The organism is Halomonas sp. Mc5H-6, from assembly GCF_024124705.1.
Lineage (GTDB): Bacteria > Pseudomonadota > Gammaproteobacteria > Pseudomonadales > Halomonadaceae > Vreelandella > Vreelandella subterranea.
In genome coordinates this window covers 105,476-122,809 of record NZ_JAMXSI010000005.1, presented here as the reverse complement: position 1 = coordinate 122,809, position 17,334 = coordinate 105,476, and the positions used below count along the sequence as shown (strand labels likewise).

General features: G+C 58.0%; 19 protein-coding genes. 11 read left to right on the top strand and 8 right to left on the bottom strand.

Annotated features, from left to right (window positions below; genetic code table 11):
- Window positions 1–142 precede the first annotated feature (142 nt).
- Entirely contained in the window at window positions 143–616 is a 474-nt protein-coding gene (locus tag NH395_RS09380; protein WP_253024287.1) for a Spy/CpxP family protein refolding chaperone, read from the top strand.
- A 151-nt stretch (window positions 617–767) separates the two neighbouring features.
- Here the strand turns inward: NH395_RS09380 and NH395_RS09375 are convergent, their stop codons facing one another.
- The 3 genes from NH395_RS09375 to NH395_RS09365 form a co-directional block, all read right to left on the bottom strand.
- A complete protein-coding gene (locus NH395_RS09375; RefSeq protein ID WP_253024286.1) occupies window positions 768–1,199 on the bottom strand; it encodes a DNA polymerase III subunit chi in 432 nt (143 codons plus the stop codon).
- Between the two features lie 72 nt (window positions 1,200–1,271).
- A complete protein-coding gene (locus NH395_RS09370) occupies window positions 1,272–2,384 on the bottom strand; it encodes a branched-chain amino acid aminotransferase (RefSeq protein WP_092827566.1) in 1,113 nt (370 codons plus the stop codon).
- A 147-nt stretch (window positions 2,385–2,531) separates the two neighbouring features.
- Entirely contained in the window at window positions 2,532–4,067 is a 1,536-nt protein-coding gene (locus NH395_RS09365) for a leucyl aminopeptidase (protein ID WP_253024285.1), read from the bottom strand.
- 105 nt (window positions 4,068–4,172) lie between these two features.
- Between NH395_RS09365 and lptF the strand changes: the two genes are divergently transcribed.
- The 5 genes from lptF (at window position 4,173) to bfr (ending at window position 7,840) form a co-directional block, all read left to right on the top strand.
- Window positions 4,173–5,252 carry an LPS export ABC transporter permease LptF gene (gene lptF / locus NH395_RS09360; RefSeq protein ID WP_253024275.1) on the top strand — a complete coding sequence of 360 codons (1,080 nt, stop codon included), beginning with the start codon at window positions 4,173–4,175 and terminating at the stop codon, window positions 5,250–5,252.
- Window positions 5,252–6,316, top strand: coding sequence for an LPS export ABC transporter permease LptG (lptG, locus tag NH395_RS09355; RefSeq protein ID WP_253024273.1), 1,065 nt, complete (start codon window positions 5,252–5,254; stop codon window positions 6,314–6,316). Before lptF ends, lptG begins: the two co-directional genes overlap by 1 nt.
- A 21-nt stretch (window positions 6,317–6,337) precedes the next feature.
- Window positions 6,338–6,811, top strand: a complete 474-nt coding sequence (locus NH395_RS09350; RefSeq protein WP_092827558.1) for an RDD family protein — start codon at window positions 6,338–6,340, stop codon at window positions 6,809–6,811.
- Between the two features lie 158 nt (window positions 6,812–6,969).
- Window positions 6,970–7,176, top strand: a complete 207-nt coding sequence (locus tag NH395_RS09345) for a bacterioferritin-associated ferredoxin (RefSeq protein WP_253024271.1) — start codon at window positions 6,970–6,972, stop codon at window positions 7,174–7,176.
- A 181-nt stretch (window positions 7,177–7,357) separates the two neighbouring features.
- Window positions 7,358–7,840: a bacterioferritin gene (gene bfr, locus NH395_RS09340; protein WP_066321954.1), complete on the top strand. Its 483-nt coding sequence runs from the start codon at window positions 7,358–7,360 to the stop codon at window positions 7,838–7,840.
- 113 nt (window positions 7,841–7,953) lie between these two features.
- On the opposite strand, the gene sodC is transcribed toward bfr, so the two are convergent.
- Window positions 7,954–8,505, bottom strand: coding sequence for a superoxide dismutase [Cu-Zn] SodC (sodC, locus tag NH395_RS09335; protein WP_253024269.1), 552 nt, complete (start codon window positions 8,503–8,505; stop codon window positions 7,954–7,956).
- Window positions 8,506–8,692: 187 nt separating this feature from the next.
- On the opposite strand from sodC, the gene NH395_RS09330 reads away from it, so the two are divergent.
- The 5 genes from NH395_RS09330 (at window position 8,693) to NH395_RS09310 (ending at window position 13,582) form a co-directional block, all read left to right on the top strand.
- Window positions 8,693–9,463, top strand: a complete 771-nt coding sequence (locus NH395_RS09330) for a pseudouridine synthase (RefSeq protein WP_253024267.1) — start codon at window positions 8,693–8,695, stop codon at window positions 9,461–9,463.
- A gap of 14 nt (window positions 9,464–9,477) precedes the next feature.
- Complete coding sequence (gene tcdA, locus NH395_RS09325) at window positions 9,478–10,272, top strand: tRNA cyclic N6-threonylcarbamoyladenosine(37) synthase TcdA (protein WP_253024265.1); 795 nt, start codon at window positions 9,478–9,480, stop codon at window positions 10,270–10,272.
- Window positions 10,273–10,288: 16 nt separating this feature from the next.
- The gene (locus tag NH395_RS09320; RefSeq protein WP_253024263.1) at window positions 10,289–10,507 is read left to right on the top strand and encodes a DUF1653 domain-containing protein; all 219 of its coding nucleotides are present in this window, start codon (window positions 10,289–10,291) and stop codon (window positions 10,505–10,507) included.
- Window positions 10,508–10,585: 78 nt separating this feature from the next.
- Entirely contained in the window at window positions 10,586–11,494 is a 909-nt protein-coding gene (locus NH395_RS09315) for an MBL fold metallo-hydrolase (RefSeq protein ID WP_253024251.1), read from the top strand.
- Between the two features lie 78 nt (window positions 11,495–11,572).
- Window positions 11,573–13,582: a RecQ family ATP-dependent DNA helicase gene (locus NH395_RS09310; protein WP_253024249.1), complete on the top strand. Its 2,010-nt coding sequence runs from the start codon at window positions 11,573–11,575 to the stop codon at window positions 13,580–13,582.
- Between the two features lie 7 nt (window positions 13,583–13,589).
- Here the strand turns inward: NH395_RS09310 and zigA are convergent, their stop codons facing one another.
- From zigA to NH395_RS09290, 4 genes are all read right to left on the bottom strand, one after another.
- Window positions 13,590–14,816, bottom strand: a complete 1,227-nt coding sequence (zigA, locus tag NH395_RS09305; RefSeq protein WP_253024247.1) for a zinc metallochaperone GTPase ZigA — start codon at window positions 14,814–14,816, stop codon at window positions 13,590–13,592.
- A gap of 108 nt (window positions 14,817–14,924) precedes the next feature.
- On the bottom strand, window positions 14,925–15,200 hold the full coding sequence (locus NH395_RS09300; protein ID WP_253024245.1) for a TIGR03643 family protein: 276 nt from the start codon (window positions 15,198–15,200) through the stop codon (window positions 14,925–14,927).
- A gap of 34 nt (window positions 15,201–15,234) precedes the next feature.
- Window positions 15,235–16,617 carry a PepSY-associated TM helix domain-containing protein gene (locus tag NH395_RS09295; RefSeq protein WP_253024243.1) on the bottom strand — a complete coding sequence of 461 codons (1,383 nt, stop codon included), beginning with the start codon at window positions 16,615–16,617 and terminating at the stop codon, window positions 15,235–15,237.
- Window positions 16,618–16,713: 96 nt separating this feature from the next.
- The gene (locus NH395_RS09290) at window positions 16,714–17,334 is read right to left on the bottom strand and encodes a class I SAM-dependent methyltransferase (protein ID WP_253024242.1); all 621 of its coding nucleotides are present in this window, start codon (window positions 17,332–17,334) and stop codon (window positions 16,714–16,716) included.

The window sequence follows — 17,334 nt, the reverse complement described above, 5'->3', positions numbered from 1 at the left end:
TGAGTGTAAAGGGCGCGGCGAGGCCTCGCTTATGGTAATCAACAATTGACTGTTACGAAGAATTTTTTGAAAACAGCATTGTCGGAATGCGAGGGTACATCAAGACCCGTCAGGATTGTGTCGGGTAGGAAATTCACTTTGTATGCAATTGGAGTTTTTGATGCAGGTAGCCAAGCTTTTCGCTCCGGCAGTTGCCGCGCTGGTGTTCAGTGTTCCCGCCATGGCTCAGCAAATGGGTGGTGGTACTCCCAGTGTCGATGACCAGGTTAACCAGCTCGACAAAATGCTGGATCTGGATGACGGTCAGCAGGAAGAACTCAGCAACCTTTTGACCCAGATGCAAGATGAAAACAGGGCCAAGCAGCAGGAAGCCCGAGAGCTGCAACGGCAACTCAGCGAGCACGTCCAGCCCGACTACGATGAAGCGGCCATTCGTGCAGATGCGGAGCGTCTTGGTGACCTGACGGCCGAGATGACCGCTGACAGCGTCATCATGCAGTCTCAGATCGAAGACGTGTTCACTCAGGAACAGCGCGATCAACTGGATGAGGCCATGGCCCAGCGGCGGCAGCAAATGCAACAGATGCAGGAGCAGATGCAACAACAGGGAGGCTAAGGCGAAGACGCAGTGATAGAGACTGTCTTCTCCATTGATGACCCCGCCACGTGCGGGGTCACTCGTTTGTGGCGGATGATAGCCACGAGCTTCTTTGAAATGTCGGTTGCTCGAACAACCTAGCTTAACGGTAGTCGGAGCGGCTTAGTCATTACCCCAGCTTATGCGGTACGACCTCATGCCCGAGTTCTTTATAGCGCTGCCAGCAGGCGCGTTTGGCGACCAGCACTTGCTGGTGCTGGTTAATAATCTCGGCAATGCGGGTGTAGCGCTCAATGCCCTCGGGAATTTCCGGATGCAGGTTCAGCAGGGCGGTCTCTGTCGTGGGCACAGGCAGCTGTTGCCAACCTAGCGTGATCGGCACGCTTGTGGCCATGTCGCTGTCTTCCAGCGCGTGGGGTAGGTAGGCGTCGTCGCGAAAGCCCCACAGGGCCTCGTCGGCCTGTTCCGCCAGGGCTTTGTCCTCGCAGTGAAGATGCAGCCGGTAGCCCTTGCGGTGGATGGTCTCGGCCAGCTTGCAGGCAAACTGGAGGCGGGCATCCAGCGTTGTGTCCGGCAGGATATAAAAGTCGATACGCGCCATGGCGGATTCCTGGCAGGGCGTCTCAGGGCAGCGTCGCCGCAAGCAATGCCACGGCGACGCATGAGGGTGGGATTATGCCAACTGGGTGAGCCAGCCGTATTTGTCTTCACTACGGCCGTACTGGAGATCCAGCAGTTTGGTGCGAATGCGCTTGGCGACTTCGTTATTGCCACCCGCCGTGAGACGAATGCGCTCGTCTTCACTGACCAACTCGCCCACCGGCGTGATGACTGCCGCCGTGCCGCAGGCGAAGACTTCGGTAATCTCGCCTGAAGCTGCGCCCTCACGCCATTCGTCGATGCTGATAGGGCGTTCTTCCGGGCTCAGGCCCTCGTCTTTGGCCAGGGTGAGTACCGAGTTGCGCGTGACGCCTTCGAGAATGGTGTCGGTCAGGCGCGGCGTCACCAGGCGACCGTCCTTGAAGACGAAAAACAGGTTCATCCCGCCCAGCTCTTCGATCCACTTGCTTTCTGCGGCGTCCAGAAACGCCACCTGGCCGCAGCCGTTGGCGGCGGCTTCCTTTTGCGCTGCCAGTGAGGCCGCGTAGTTGCCGCCGCACTTGGCAAAGCCGGTGCCGCCTGGCGCGGCGCGCTTGTAGTGGGAGGAGAGCCAGATGGACACGGGCTCGATCCCGCCTTTGAAATAGGCGGCGGCCGGCGAGGCGATCACGTAATAATCCACCTCGTGGGCGGGTCGTACCCCCAGAAAGGCTTCCGTGGCAATCATGAACGGGCGCAGATAGAGGCTGCATTCGTCGGCATCGCTTGAGGGCGTGGGTACCCATACGTGATCCTGAGCGAGCAGGGCTTTCAGTGAGCCAATAAAATCCTCATCGGAAAGCTCGGGCAGCGCCAGACGACGCGCACTGCGGCGAAAGCGTTCGGCGTTTTTCTCGGGGCGGAACGTCCAGACAGAGCCGTCGGCGTGACGGTACGCCTTGATGCCCTCAAAGATCTCCTGGCCGTAATGCAGCACCGAGGCGGCGGGGTCGAGCGTCAGAGGGCCGTAGGGACGCACCTGGTGACCGTGCCAATCGGCGTCGATCGTCCAGCGGATGTGCGCCATATGGTCGGTGAAGTGCTTGCCAAAGCCAGGGTTGTTGAGAATATTGTCGCGAATCCCGTCGGCCGTCGGTTGGTTGGACGGCAGGGCTTCAAAATGAGTATCAAAACTTGCAGTGGGCACGGCTGTCAGTCTCCGCTAGCAACACGCCTCTCAGGGCGACTACTGTAATAAGTTGGGGTATTAAAACAGGCGTACTGGGTAAAGCTCAGTACGCCTTGATATGTTCAGGTTTAACGGTTGTGGCGCGTAAAGGCAACCGCTGGTTGTCTAGTCGTCGCCATTTTCGACTTGGGCGTCGTTTTCGCGGTCCAGCAGATATTGCGTCAGTAGCCCCACAGGGCGTCCGGTGGCGCCTTTCTGCTTGCCGGAGTGCCAGGCAGTCCCCGCAATATCCAGGTGTGCCCAGGGAAAATGCTCGGCAAAGCGCGACAGGAAACAGGCGGCGGTAATGGTGCCCGCCGGGCGGCCGCCGATATTGGCCAGATCGGCAAAGTTGGAGTCGAGCTGCTCCTGATATTCGTCCCACAGCGGCAGGTGCCAAGCACGGTCCCAGGCGGCTTCGCCGGCGTCGAGCAGGTCCAGTGCCAGGTCGTCGTCGTTGGATAGCAGACCGGTGGCGTGGTGGCCAAGCGCGATGATGGCCGCGCCGGTGAGCGTGGCGATATCGACCACGCTCGCCGGTTTGAAGCGCTCGGCGTAGGTCAGGGCGTCGCACAGCACCAGCCTGCCTTCTGCGTCGGTGTTGAGCACCTCAACGGTTAGCCCCTTGAGCGTGGTAATGATATCGCCGGGTTTGGTGGCGGCGCCGTCCGGCATGTTTTCGGCCGCGGCAACGATAAATACCAGGTTCAACTTGGGCTTGATCGTGAGGAGTGCTTTGACCGTGCCGAATACGCTGGCGGCACCGCCCATGTCGAACTTCATCTCGTCCATGCCTTCGCCAGCCTTGAGCGAAATGCCGCCGGTATCGAAGGTGATACCCTTGCCGATCAGGACGTGGGGGGCTTCATCCGCGTTCTCGGCACCATTGTAGCGCATGACGATCAGGCGGCTTGGCTCTCGACTGCCGCGCCCGACCGATAGCAGGGCGCCCGCACCCAATTCGGCAAGCGCTTCTTCGTCCAGAATATCGACGTCCAACGCGCCTTGGGAGTCACGGCCAAGCTGTTCCGCCTGGTCGGCCAGGTAGCTAGGCGTGCACACATTCCCCGGCAGATTGCCCAGCGTACGCGTATAGTTGATACCCTGACCGATAGCGCTACCCTGGTGGGCGCCCTGTCGGGCAGCCTCGGCGTCGGCGGCGTTGCTAATCATCAGGTTCAGCTGCGTCAGGCTTGGCGCTGGCGCCGGGTTGCGCTTGAACTGATCAAAACGGTAGTTCGCGCGCTCGATGCTTTCGAGCACCTTGCGTGCTTTCCAGCCGGTATCGCGATCGGCAAGCGGTACTTCGGTCAGCATGACGCTTGCGTTATCAATAGGCAGTTTGAGGAGCGCCGTCATGGCGGCATCCAGCGCCTTCAGGTACGCCGTTTCATGGCATTTTTCGCGTTCGCCAAGGCCAACGAGCAGCAGGCGCTCGGCACCCAGGCCTGGGGCATACGGCAATAGCTGTATGTTCGCGAGGCTGGCATCAACGTCGCCATTGGCTACAAGCTGGCCGATCAGTTGCTCGCTGGCATCGTCGAGTTTGGCAACGGCGGGCAATAAATCGCGACTTTTGTGGTCAGGCACCTTGTAAATAGGGACGACCAGACAGGCCGTTTCTATTTTGGCGGGATTGGCCGTTTGAACGGAAAATTCCATGACGTCTCCAACAAGACAAGCATCGAGGTATTCAGGATAATGACCCAGTGTACCCAAGCACGGCAGGTGTTGCATAACATCCTGCACGACTAGCCGGAGAGCGCGTTGATCTTATTTCGCTATTTAACCCGAGAAGTTCTGGTCACCATGTCCGCTGTGGCGGGCATTTTGCTGTTGGTGATCATGGGCAGCCGCTTTATCCGCTATTTTTCCGACGCGGCGGAGGGCGATTTCCCGGTCAATATTCTGGGCAGCTTGATGGTCTATCACCTGCCGGGGTTCATGGAGCTTATCCTGCCGCTTTCGTTCTTTTTGGGCATATTGCTGGCTTATGGCCAGTTGTACATGAACAGCGAAATTACGGTGATGGTGGCCTGTGGCATGAGCCCCAAACGGCTGCTCAAGGTGACGTTGCTCCCCGCCTCGGCGGTGGCGATAGCGGTGGGTGTTTGTAGCCTTTGGCTGACACCCGCAGGCGCTTTGCAAACGGCTGCGATCATAGAAGAACAGGAAAGCCGATTGGACGTGTCGGTGCTGGCACCCGGCCGCTTTCAGGAGTTCGGCGGTGGCCGTACCGCCTATATCAGCGGTTTCAATGAGGATGGAAGTGAAATGCAGGATGTTCTCGTCCACGAGCAGCGCAATCCTTCCGATGACGCCGAGCACGACTATGTCACTAGAGCCGAGTCCGGCTACCAGGAAACACGCATGGAAACCGGTAGCCGCTTTCTGGTCCTCAATAACGGCGAGCGTTACGGCGTAACGCCAGGACAGCGCAATGTTGAACGCTTGACGTTCGAACGTTATACGCTGCGGTTGGGCTTGAGCCGCGACCGACAGGAGCTGGATTCGCTGGAGTACGCCACTACGCTGGCGCTCTGGCAGAATGACAACGATCGCGCCCAGGCCCAATGGCAGTGGCGGGCCGGTCTGCCGTTGATGGTCTTTATTCTGGCGATCATGGCGCAGCCCCTGTCGCGAGTTAACCCCCGACAAGGGCGCTTTGCCAAGCTGCTTCCCGCGGTCTTTTTATACGTTGCGTACCTGAGCTTACTGTTGGCTGCCGTGGATGCGGTGGGCAGCGGTGCGTGGTCCACCACTGTGGGTATATGGCCCGTTCATGGGCTGTTTCTAACATTGGGGCTCTTGCTGATCTGGCACTCACAACGCAAGGGGATGCGCTGATGATCATTGATCGCCTCGACCGCTATATTGCCCGCAATGTGCTGGCAGCCATTGTGGTGGTGCAGTTCGTCCTGCTCGGGTTGGATATCACCATCGCCTACATCGACGATCTGGGCGATGTGCAGGAAGGGTATTCGGCCCTGGATGCGCTGTTCTATTTGTTGATGCGCACCCCCTGGCGGTTTTATCAATACGCACCGGTAGCGGTACTGATAGGCGCGCTGATCGGCTTGGGCAGTATGGCGTCAAGCAACGAACTGACCGTGATGCGTGCGGCGGGCCGTTCACTGGGGCGGATTGTCTGGAGCGTGATGAAGCCCGTGTTGGTCTTCGTCGTCGTGGTGCTGATGGTGGCTGAGTATGTCAGCCCACGCACCGAACAATATGCCGAAGCGTGGCGGCTTGAGCAGCTTCAGGGGGAGGGCGCCATGTTGACCAGTCGCAGCGGCTGGCAGGTCGAGGGAGACAGCGTTTACCGCTTCGGCGCGATTCGGGCGGATAACGTGGTGCTCGACTTGACCCGTTACCGGTTTGATGAGGAACGTCTCGTCGAAGCGACTCACGCGCGTCGCGCCAACTGGGACGATGGCGGGTGGCAGTTGGAGGATGTCGCCACTACACGGATTTTTGATGACCACACCGAGTCCGAGCAAGCCCAAACCATGCGCTGGGAAACCGACCTCACCCCGCTTCAACTGGAGCGCCTGTTGCGTTCGGTAGAAAGTCAGGCACCCAGCGAGCTTTGGGCCTACGCGCGCTTCCTGGAAGCGCAGGGCATGCAGACGGACCAGCCGTTGCTGTATTTCTGGCAAAAAATGTTAATGCCGCTGACCATGGGGTCGCTGGTGCTGATTGCCGCGTCGTTTGTGTTTGGTCCGCTGCGTACCGTGGCGGCGGGCACCCGGGTGTTTTATGGCGTGGTCACCGGTCTGGTCTTTAAATACGTTCAGGACTTGCTGGCACCGGCCTCGACACTCTTTGGATTCTCCCCCGTCTGGGCGGTACTGGTGCCGACGCTGGCGTGCGCAGTGGTGGGGGTCTATTTCCTGAGGCGCAACGGTTAATTCCTGATCTCAAGGAGCTCTATGACCAAGCGACGTTTTCCCCAGCCGGGCAATATCCGGCCCGCGGGATTGCCATCGCGCCTGGGGGCGATGCTCTATGATGGCTTGTTGGTGACAGCCATCTGGATTGCCGTGACGGTCGCCCATTTGGCGTTTTTCAGGTTTGTGCTAGACCAAGAGGCAGAAGATATAGGCACTCTGGAGGTCGATATCTGGAGCCTGCGGCTTTTGCTGGTGCTGAGCACGACGCTGTTTTTTGTTTTTTTCTGGCGGCGTGGTGGCATGACACTGGGCATGCAGGCGTGGCGACTGCGCGTGCAAACCCTCGATGGTGAGGTCATTTCCCTCAAGCAAAGTCTGGTGCGCTGCCTCACTGCCTGGCTTTCTCTGGCAGCGCTGGGGATTGGTTACTGGTGGGTGTTATTCGATAAGCATTACCGTAGCTGGCCGGACATCGCCTCCGGCACCCAGACCGTGAAATTGCCCAAGCATTAATTTTTCTGTGCAAGAATACAAAATGTCGCTCCCGACAATCAGTTACATGCACCTTCATAAAATTTAAGACGAATCGATACTAAAGGCCATGCATTTTTACTTGCAAAGATGTATGCGACTCATTTACATTCACCTTGTGAACTTTATGAGGTGCAGCCATGTACGTGTGTGTGTGCAAGGGAGTAACTGACCATCAGATCCGCCAGCAGGTGAGCGACGGCGCGCGTAGCTGGCGAGAAGTCCGTGAAGCAACCGGCTGTGCCACCCAATGCGGCAAGTGCGCATGCTTCGCCAAATCGGTGACTCGCGAAGCGGTTCATGAGGCTCGCCTGGAAGCCAATGCTGGCCTTGCATATGCCATTTGACGCGAATCACTATTATTAGGGTTATCTTTAGCAAATATATGATTTGCTTGAATTTTTGTCTCTCATCTCTATACTCCCAGTAAGGCTGGGAGTACGCCTTTTATGGCCAATACTCCTTCATTAGCGTAACTGCTTGATAGAGCCTGCTAAACTATCAGCATTACAGAGAAAAGGTGACGTCATGAAAGGTGATCCGAAAGTAATCGAGCATCTCAATATTGCACTTGGCAATGAGCTGGTCGCCATCAACCAGTATTTTTTGCATGCTAAAATGTATAAAGACTGGGGCCTGCAAGCACTTGCCAAGTGGGAATACGATGAATCCATCGAAGAGATGCAGCACGCCGACAAGCTTATTGAGCGCATCCTGTTCCTCGAGGGCATTCCCAACCTGCAGGACCTGGGCAAGCTGCACATTGGCGAGAACGTCAAGGAAATGCTCGAGTGTGACCTGAAGATCGAGCACGATGGCCGTAACGACTATATTGAAGCCATCACCTACTGCGAAAGCGTCAAAGACTACGTAACGCGCGACATGCTGCGCGATCTGCTTGCTGACGAAGAAGATCATATCGACCACATCGAAACCGAGCTTGGCTTGATCGACAAGGTGGGTATTCAGAATTACATGCAGCGCCAGATGCAGATGGCAGGCGACGAGTAATCGCTTGAATTGAGCCAGCTTAACAACTGAGCCAATCGCACAACGCAAAACGGGCAGCCATCATTGGCTGCCCGTTTTGCTTTCCGCTATCTACTATCTAAAAGCTACAAGCGTTATTCACTGTCGTCAGAGGCTTCTACGATGCCGCAGCCCACGCGGCTTCCGCCGCCGCCCAGTGCTTCAGGGTCATCCGAATAGTTATCGCCACCTTCGTGAATCATGATGCTGCGGCCTTTTATATCCTCGACACTCAAGCGCGGCGCGAGGACAGGCAGCGTGGCGTTGCCATCTTCATCCACGATAAGCACGGGTAAATCGCCCAAGTGGCCGTCTTCGTAGGGCCCTTTATGGCTGCCTGTTTCTTCAGGGTCATAATGGCCCCCAGCATACAGTCCCGCGGTCATGTGCCCGCTATCGTTTTCCTGAGCCTCGCAGCTTGGGTTCTGGTGTACATGAAAGCCGTGGGGGCCAGTCTCCAGATCGCTGAGGTCAGGCGTCAACAGCAGGCCATGTTCAGTGTCTTCCAGCGTGATGCTGCCGATGGACTCGCCCACGCCTTCGGGGCTGATTTTATGCATTCCTACATCCATGCTGTCGTTAGCCTGAGCAGCAGAGACGAGCAGTAGAGAGGCGGAAAGACCGCCGATTATTGCGGCATAACGCATGATAATGTCTCCTTTCCTTGTCCATGGAAATTTCGCGATTAAGGTACTTCCTTAAAGTAGCTGCATGAAGGCTAACCTGCCAATCTCTTCGTCCACGGCTTTCCCCATTGCGTGGATGACAACGCCTTGCCAAGCCGCGACAATGGCACGCTGCCATAGTGACCCGTTATGATTACCCAGGAGCGTTATGACGCCACTCAACATCCTCTATCAGGATGAGCATCTGGTTGCGGTACATAAGCCGTCAGGCCTTTTAGTCCATCGTTCGGCGCTGGCGCGTGGAGAAACCGAATTTCTCCTTCAGCGGCTGCGTAATCAGCTTGGCAAGCGCGTCTACCCGGTGCATCGGTTAGACCGGCCCACCTCAGGCGTGATGGTGTTTGGTTTATCCTCCGAGGTTGCCGCTCTGCTCAGCGACGCCTTCAGCGAGCGTCAGGTGGAGAAGCGCTATTTGGCGATAGTCCGCGGTAAAGCGCCGGAAAGTGAGCGTTTGGATTATCCGCTCCGGGAAGAGGATGGCACCCGACCCAAGGCGGAAATGCCCGCGATGCCAGCGATGACCGATATTCGCCGTCTGGATAGCGTCGAATTGCCGGTGCAGGTCGACCGTTACCCAGTGGCGCGTTACTCGCTGGTCGAGGCGCGGCCATTGACCGGGCGACGCCACCAGATTCGCCGCCATCTGTCACGGCGTGGCTACCCCATCATTGGTGATGCCAAGCACGGCAAAAGCGTCCACAACCGCTTTTTTGCCGAACAGCTAAGGGCTCCCCGGTTGCTGCTGGCCGCGACCTATCTGGCGTTTGACCATCCGCTGTTCGACAAGCGCATTCAGCTTGGCTGTGCCTTGGATGGCACCATGAGCACGCTGCTTGATTACCTTGGCTGGTCGGGTCACCTGCCGCTGGACAGTGTGCGCACGCCGCCCGTCAGCACACCATCCGCCCTTCTAACATGAGTGTGGGAGACACTATGTCGTCTGCGGACTACGATTTTCGTTTCGGCGGGATTCGCCGCCTCTATGGTCAGCGTGCCGCGGATGCCTTTCGCCATGCCCACGTGGTGGTGGTAGGTGTTGGTGGTGTGGGGAGTTGGGCAGTCGAGGCGCTGGCGCGCTCGGGCATTGGCAAGCTGACGCTGATCGACCTGGATGACGTCTGCGTCTCCAACGTCAACCGACAGCTGCACGCCCTGGATGGCACCATTGGTCAGCCCAAGGTGGAAGTGCTTGCCGAACGCTGCCGCTTGATTGCTCCAGAAATCGAGATTGTGGCCGACACCGCCTTCGTCACACCCACCAACTTGGCCGAGCGGATTCCTGATGACGCTAACCACGTGGTGGATGCCATCGACAGTGTGATTGCCAAGGCCGCGCTGATTGCCTGGTGCAAGCGGCGCAAAATCCCGATTACCGTTACCGGCGCGGCGGGTGGGCAGACCGATCCCACACGTATTCAAGTCGCTGATTTGACGCGCACCGAGCACGACCCGCTGTTATCCAAGGTGCGCTCGCGGCTGCGTCGGGACTACGGCTTTTCCCGTAACCCCAAGCGGCGCTTCTCGGTGGAGTGCGTCTACTCCGACGAGCAGTTGATCTATCCCGGCGCCGATGGCGAAGTCTGTCTGCAAAAGCCTGGCAGCGGCGACGCCACGCGCTTGGACTGCGCCTCGGGCTTCGGTGCCGCCACTTTTCTGACCGGCACCTTTGGCTTTGTCGCCGCCTCCAAGGTGCTTGAGCGACTTGCCAAAAAAGCCACCAGCCAGTGACCCAAAAGGAAGCTTTATGACCACCCCCGCCCCCGGTATTTACCGTCATTACAAAGGCAGCCTTTACGAAGTGCTCGGCACTGCCCAGCACAGCGAAAGTGAAGAGGCGCTGGTTGTGTATCGTGCCCTGTATGGCGACTACGGTCTCTGGGTGCGCCCGCTTGAGATGTTTATGGAAACAGTCACCAAAGAGGGCGAGACCCAGCCCCGTTTTGTGCTGGAAAAAGCGTTTTAGCGAGCGCTATTGCTTATATTCTTTAACCAGCTATCTTTATAACCTTTATTGCATGGCGTAAACATTGAGGATATAAGCATGAAGACCTTCGCGCTTTCCCAGCACAAGGGAGAAGGCACGCCGGATGTCGCCGGTTTTTTTGATCCCCGCACTTTTAGCATTCAGTACGTAGTGAGCGACCCGGCTACCCAGCAGTGTGCGATTATTGACCCGGTGCTGGATTTTGACGAGAAATCAGGCGCAACGGCGACCTTTAGCGCTGACAAGTTACTGGCTTATATAGAGCAAGAAGGGCTTTCGGTCGCCTGGATTCTGGATACCCATCCCCACGCCGACCACTTCTCGGCGGCCCACTATTTACAGGAAAAAACCGGCGCGCCCACCGCCATAGGCCAGCACGTCACTAAAGTACAGGCGCTGTGGAAGGATATCTATCACTGGCCGGAGATGCCCGCCGATGGCCGTCAGTGGGATACGCTGTTTGCGGAAGGCGACACGTTTAAAATTGGCAAGCTGGACGCCCGCGTGCTGTATTCGCCAGGCCACACGCTGGCTTCGATTACCTATGTAATCGGCGATGCGGCTTTCGTTCATGACACCCTTTTCCAGCCGGATTTTGGTACCGCCAGGGCGGACTTTCCCGGTGGAAGTGCCAAAGCGCTATGGGATTCCATTCAGCAGATTCTCTCCTTGCCTGACCAAACTCGCTTGTTCACCGGCCACGATTATATGCCTGATGACCGCGAGCCCGAGTGGCAAAGCAGCGTCGCCGAGCAGCGGGCGCACAACCCGCACTTGGTGGGTAAAAGCCAGGATGACTACATTGCGCTGCGCCACAAGCGTGATAGCGAACTACCCATGCCCAAGCTGATTCTCCACGCGCTACAGGTCAACACCCAAGGTGGCCGCCTGCCGGCGCCAGAGGCCAACGGCAAGCGCTACCTGAAAATCCCGCTGGATGCACTGGAAGGTGCGGCCTGGGAGTAACGTCCACTGATAGTCTGCTTGGTGCGTTCTGCGGTAGGCTACCGGCTAACTGTTTTACTTTTCCGCCAAGGAACGGTCATGCCCCCGACATCGCCGCAACAAACGCTCAAGGACGTCTTCGGCTTTGACGACTTTCGTGGCGGCCAGCAGGCGGTGGTGTCAAGAGTGCTGGAAAGGCACTCCACGGCGGCGATTTTCGCCACCGGTGCGGGAAAGTCGCTTTGCTACCAGCTCCCGGCGCTGCATCTGCCGCATTTGACGCTGGTGGTGTCGCCGCTGCTGGCGCTGATGCAGGATCAGCTCTCTTTTCTAACCCGCCATGGCGTGGCGGCGGCCAGTATTGATTCCACCCAGGACCGCGACACCACCCAGGATGTCATGGAACGCGCCAAAAGCGGTGAGCTGCAAATCCTGATGATCTCGGTGGAGCGGCTCAAGAATGAGCGCTTTCGCCACTTTCTACGCCAGGTGCGTATTTCGCTGCTGGTGGTCGACGAAGCCCACTGTCTTTCCGAGTGGGGGCATAACTTTCGCCCCGATTACTTGAAACTGCCGGACTACCAGCGGGACTTTGCCATTCCCCAGGTGCTGCTGCTCACCGCTACGGCAACGCCCGCGGTAATTGCGGATATGCGAGAGAAGTTTGCCATTGATCAGGATAACGTCATCACAACCGGCTTTTACCGTCCCAACCTTGAGCTGCTGGTGGCACCCGCCATGGAGGATCGCCAACAGCAGTTGATCGAATGGCTGAAACCGCAGATGCAGCCAGGGCGCGAAGCACCGACGATTATCTATGTCACATTGCAGCAAACCGCTGAGCGTGTGGCGAGCGCGCTGACGGATCAGGGCATCGCCGCCCAGGCGTACCATGCGGGATTGGATGCCCAGCGGCGGGACGAGATTCAGGGCCAGTTCATGCGCGGTGAGTCGCCCTGCATCGTGGCGACCATTGCGTTCGGGATGGGCATCGACAAGGACGATATCCGCAACGTGGTTCACTATGACCTGCCCAAATCCATCGAAAACTACAGCCAGGAGATCGGGCGGGCGGGGCGCGATGGCCTGCCTTCCACCTGCCTGACCATGGCGGGGCGCGATGGCTTGCGGGTGCTGGAAAACTTCGTTTACGGCGATACGCCCGAATTCGCAGGCATTCATTGCCTGCTGGAAGAGATCGCTGCGGCAGGCCAATCGCCAGACCGCCAGTGGGAAGTGCTGCTCAATACGCTCTCCCGCGACACCAATATTCGCCTGCTGCCGTTGAAGACACTGCTGGTGCGGCTGGAGATGCACGGCATTATCGCCCCGCGCTTTGCGTTTCTCGCCGAGTACCGGCTGCGCTATCACATCGAGCCAGAGGCCCTGGTGGGCCGCTTTCAAGGTGAGCGTGCGACCTTGGTGCGTTTGCTGGTCGATAACATTCCCATCGCCCGTACCTGGGGAACGGTGGATTTTGAGCGCTTGCACAGTGCGGGTCAGGCCCAGCAGATTGACGCCTCCCGTGCCCGAGTGATCACAGCCCTTGAGTACTTCCAGGACAAAGGCTGGCTGACCCTTGAAGGCAAGCGGATGACCGATGTCTACGAGGTGCTCCAGCCGACTTTTTCCGTTGAAGCGCTGGCGAGCCAGTTATTTAACGAATGCCGCCATCGGGAGCGGCTGGAGATCGAGCGGCTACAGTCCATGCTGGCGCTTTTTGAGTCGAGGAGTTGTCTGACGCGGCGGCTGGCCGAACATTTTGGCGATAGCACTTTTGATGCGCCACCTGACACCGAACAGGGCCGCTGTGGCCACTGCTCGGTGTGTTACGGCCATCCGGTAAAACTGCCGGAGGCCACACCACCGCCCGAATTAACCGCTGCTGATTTTCAGCGCTATGCCACGCCGTTGATTGAGCGCCACACCACGCAGTTTGGCCGGCCGCCCAGTGCCCAGCGGCTGGCGCACTTTCTATGTGGTTTAACCATGCCGATATTCACACCGCTCAAAGCTCGTGGCCTTGACGGCTTCGCGGTTTTTGAACAGCGGCCTTACCCAGAGGTGCGCCAGTGGACTGAAAGGCATTTAGGCAATGCCGACCACTAGCGGTATATCATTCCCAAGCAGGGAAGGGGTCGGGCAGCGTCTTCCACGCTTCCATGCCTTCGAGTAACTCTGCGTCACTCAGCAGGCAGTCATCCAGCGCTTTGCGCATTCTGGCTTGATCCAGACTCTGGCCGATAAACACCAACTCCTGGCGCATGTCGCCAAACGGTTCTTGCCACTTGTCCATAATAAACTGGCGCGTTTCTGGGTCGTCCGGCCATTGGACTTCAGGAATGGCTTTCCAGAATACCCCGGCCATACCATGGTGAGCGATCCCGCCTGCCTGGCTCCACTGACCCGCGTAGCGCGGCCGGGTCGCCAGCCAGAAAAAGCCCTTCGAGCGTAGCAGGCCTTTACCAAACCACTCCTGATTGAGCAGGTCATGAAACTTCTGCGGATGGAAAGGGCGGCGGGCGTGGTAGGCAAAGCTGCCGATGCCATACTCCTCGGTTTCCGGTACGTGTTCGCCGCGCATCTCCTTTAGCCAGCCCGGTGCCAGTTGGGCGCGCTCGAAACTGAACTTTCCGGTGTCCAGCACTTTATCCAGAGGCACGCTTCCCCGAGTAATCGGCACCAGTTCAGCATCAGGGTTCAGCGAGCTTAGAATGGCCTTGAGAGCGCCCAGCTCTGTATCGCTGATCAGGTCGGTCTTGCTGATCAGCAGTACGTCGCAGAACTCGATTTGATCGACCAGCAGGTCGGCGACGTTGCGTTCGTCATCTTCACTCAGGCTTTCGCCTGCTTCGGCGAGGCTTTGCGCTTCGCGATACTGTTCAAGAAAGTTGGCACCGTCGACCACGGTGACCAGAGTATCCAACCGTGCTAGATGGGAAAGGCTCTGACCGCTCTCATCTTCAAAGGTAAAGGTTTCCGCCACGGGCAGTGGCTCGGAAATGCCCGTGGACTCAATGACCAGGTAATCGAACTTGCCCTCCTGGGCTAACTGGCTGACTTCTTCCAACAGATCTTCGCGCAGGGTGCAGCAGATGCAACCGTTGCTCATCTCTACTAGGCGTTCTTGTGAGCGGTTCAAGGCAACGTCGGTGTCAAGGGTCGATTCGCCAGGGCCACCGCGCACCAGTGCACCGTCGATATTCACCTCGCTCATATCGTTGACGATCACCGCCACACGGCGACCTTCGCGGTTAGCCAGAATATGATTGAGCACGGTGGTTTTACCGGCACCCAGAAAGCCCGAGATCACCGTTACGGGTAAAGGAGAAAACGCAGTCATTGCCCACCTCTAAATGATTTTATGTTATGTAATAATATAACAATAAAAAGGTGATGAAAAAAAGATGTGTTTTTCTGACGTCTTCATCAAGCGCTTCATCAGCAGTCGTCAGCGCTTATATTGCGTCGGGCAATAGCCGCGGAGGACATCCGGCGAGCGCAGGGCGGTATGCTTCGTTGCCCGGCCAGTGACGCGTTTGCGCCATAAACGAAACGAGGCCGGTTTGAGTTGGTGGCGCATCACCTCGACCACCTCCGGCTCGGCAAGGCCGTAGAGGGTCTCAATGGCGTCAAATGGCGTGCGGTCTTCCCAGGCCATTTCGATGATACGCGACTGTTCGTCGTCGGGCAGGCGGCGAAAGCGTTTGACGGCAGCTTTGGGCATGACGATACCTTTTAAAGTTCACGGGAAGTGATAGTCAACGGGGAGTGTTAGGGCGTATGCACATTGATTGGCGGCGTTTTATGGCGGCCCAACGCAAAGCGTCGATGCAAGCAAAAAGTGCCAAACTAACCCCCAGCACCGGGAGGGCCATACCCAGCGCAAGGGCAACGCCGACAAGCCCAAGCTTTGTACCTGGCGGCAGCAAAGCCCAGGGTTCGCTGACGGTGGGGAAGCGACGTCCGCTTGCCCGGGATACACGACGCCACCACAGTGTATAGCCCCACACAACTAGCATAACGATGCCCGCTGCGAGCACGCCAAGTACAAGTTGATTGATGGTGCCAAGCAGTACCCCCATGTGCAGGTCGATTCCCCAACGTGTCAGCTTTGCGGCCAGCGGAAAGCTGGCGAAGTCAGTCCTGTCGATAACGGCCATGGTGCGGGGATGCAGTGCTACCTGATCCACCTGGGTCGGCCAGCGACGGTCTATCTCAGCGACGCGCCATGCCTGACCTGGTGATGTCGGCGGTGTGATTTGCAGGCGGTCGGCCTCAAGCCCTGCCTGCCGCGCCGCGTGCAATGCGTGGTCAAAGGTAATCAGGGAAACAGCTGGGGCTTGAGTGGTAGCGGTTTGGGCATGCCCCCGGTGCTCGGCGTGCTCGTCCTGCGGGGTGGTGTCGTCAGCCGCCAGGTCGGTCGAGACTCTGGGTGTGTTCCAGCCCCAGGCATGGCGAAGCTCGGCGATATTGCCGCCCGCCCACTGCGACCAGGTTAGCCCCGTCGCTGAAAACAGCAACAGCCCAACGGTCAACACTACACCCAGGGTGGCATGACGTCTGGCAAGTCGACGCGGGCCCTGTGTGGCTTTCAAGGCGTGTCTTCGGTTGAGCCATAGCACGATACCGCCCAGTGCCATGACCCATAACCAGGATGCCGCGAGCTCGCTGTAAAGGCGGCCTGTATCACCCAATAGAAGCTGGCGATGAAACAGGTCGATCTGGGTGCGCAGCGGTAAAATACCGCTGGTGCCGTAAACCTTGGTCTCACCGGTGACATTGAGGGTAACGGGGTCAACGAAAACGGCGTTGTGCTGAGAGGGGGCAAGTGCCGGGTCGCTGAACATGATACGTGTGGTATCGCCAGGTTCGGGGGCCGGGCGAACCGCATCGGGGGAGGCGGCGCTGTTCAGATAATCTTGGGCTGCGGCAATCTGGGCACTTAACGGCTGCACGTCCCCTTGTTGGGTGCCTTGTAATGCGTCCTGGTAGACCCAGGCTTCCAGCGCAGGGCTGATAACATAAGCAATGCCAGATAGGGCCGCGACAAGAATGAACGGGCCCACCAACAAGCCAACATAAAAGTGCAGCCGACTGATTAACAACATCAGTGGGTTGCTGAATAAAGAACGCTGAGCCATGGCAGAACCTGGGTAAGAAAAGTCAGCTCGCATGGTAGGCGAGGGTGTTGGCAGGCACCAGTAAAACAGGGCGACATAGCGTCGCAATGAGACATGTCACTCGGGTTTGGCGGCTAACAGGGCACGAAACAAGCCGTTCATCAGCACCGGTTCGTCATGGCGGATCTGGAACCCTGCCTGGGTAAGCAATGGCGCCGCTTGGCGGGTGATATCGGTGGCGAGTATGGATGTCACTATATTAGCCAGGCGGCGACTAATCCCTGCTGGCTGGCCGTCGGGCTGGAACTTGTCCATCACGCACAGTTGACCGCCAGGCCTGAGTACACGGTAAGCTTCGGCCAGCCCTTGCTGGGGTGTGGGCATAACCGCGAGCAGTAAATGCATGACGACCACATCGAAATGCTCGTCTGGGTAGGTTAGTGCTTCAGCATCCATTACATGGCAAGTGACATCGCGCTGATAGCGATGGGCACGACGCATGGCGCGCTTGACCATCGCGGGCGTCAGGTCGGTTAAATGAATTTCCAGCTCACGAGGGATAAAAGGAAGGTCTAACCCAGTGCCAGCACCCACCAGCAATACGCGCATACCAGGTTCCCAGTCCACCTGACCCAGTGCCACCCGCCGGGGCCTGCGAAAAGCACGATTGGCAATCGCATCGTAAAGGGGCGCATAGGCGGTATAGCGTATGCGGTTCCAGGCGGCGGTGTTGAGCAT

Bases quoted from the DNA above. Each gene is read 5' to 3' on its own strand.
- NH395_RS09380 (WP_253024287.1), top strand. From the start codon at position 143: ATGCAATTGGAGTTTTTGATGCAGGTAGCCAAGCTTTTCGCTCCGGCA.
- NH395_RS09375 (WP_253024286.1), bottom strand. From the start codon at position 1,199: ATGGCGCGTATCGACTTTTATATCCTGCCGGACACAACGCTGGATGCC.
- NH395_RS09365 (WP_253024285.1), bottom strand. From the start codon at position 4,067: ATGGAATTTTCCGTTCAAACGGCCAATCCCGCCAAAATAGAAACGGCC.
- lptG (WP_253024273.1), top strand. From the start codon at position 5,252: ATGATCATTGATCGCCTCGACCGCTATATTGCCCGCAATGTGCTGGCA.
- NH395_RS09350 (WP_092827558.1), top strand. From the start codon at position 6,338: ATGACCAAGCGACGTTTTCCCCAGCCGGGCAATATCCGGCCCGCGGGA.
- NH395_RS09345 (WP_253024271.1), top strand. From the start codon at position 6,970: ATGTACGTGTGTGTGTGCAAGGGAGTAACTGACCATCAGATCCGCCAG.
- bfr (WP_066321954.1), top strand. From the start codon at position 7,358: ATGAAAGGTGATCCGAAAGTAATCGAGCATCTCAATATTGCACTTGGC.
- sodC (WP_253024269.1), bottom strand. From the start codon at position 8,505: ATGCGTTATGCCGCAATAATCGGCGGTCTTTCCGCCTCTCTACTGCTC.
- NH395_RS09330 (WP_253024267.1), top strand. From the start codon at position 8,693: ATGACGCCACTCAACATCCTCTATCAGGATGAGCATCTGGTTGCGGTA.
- tcdA (WP_253024265.1), top strand. From the start codon at position 9,478: ATGTCGTCTGCGGACTACGATTTTCGTTTCGGCGGGATTCGCCGCCTC.
- NH395_RS09320 (WP_253024263.1), top strand. From the start codon at position 10,289: ATGACCACCCCCGCCCCCGGTATTTACCGTCATTACAAAGGCAGCCTT.
- NH395_RS09315 (WP_253024251.1), top strand. From the start codon at position 10,586: ATGAAGACCTTCGCGCTTTCCCAGCACAAGGGAGAAGGCACGCCGGAT.
- NH395_RS09310 (WP_253024249.1), top strand. From the start codon at position 11,573: ATGCCCCCGACATCGCCGCAACAAACGCTCAAGGACGTCTTCGGCTTT.
- zigA (WP_253024247.1), bottom strand. From the start codon at position 14,816: ATGACTGCGTTTTCTCCTTTACCCGTAACGGTGATCTCGGGCTTTCTG.
- NH395_RS09300 (WP_253024245.1), bottom strand. From the start codon at position 15,200: ATGCCCAAAGCTGCCGTCAAACGCTTTCGCCGCCTGCCCGACGACGAA.
- NH395_RS09295 (WP_253024243.1), bottom strand. From the start codon at position 16,617: ATGGCTCAGCGTTCTTTATTCAGCAACCCACTGATGTTGTTAATCAGT.
- NH395_RS09290 (WP_253024242.1), bottom strand. From the start codon at position 17,334: ATGCTCAACACCGCCGCCTGGAACCGCATACGCTATACCGCCTATGCG.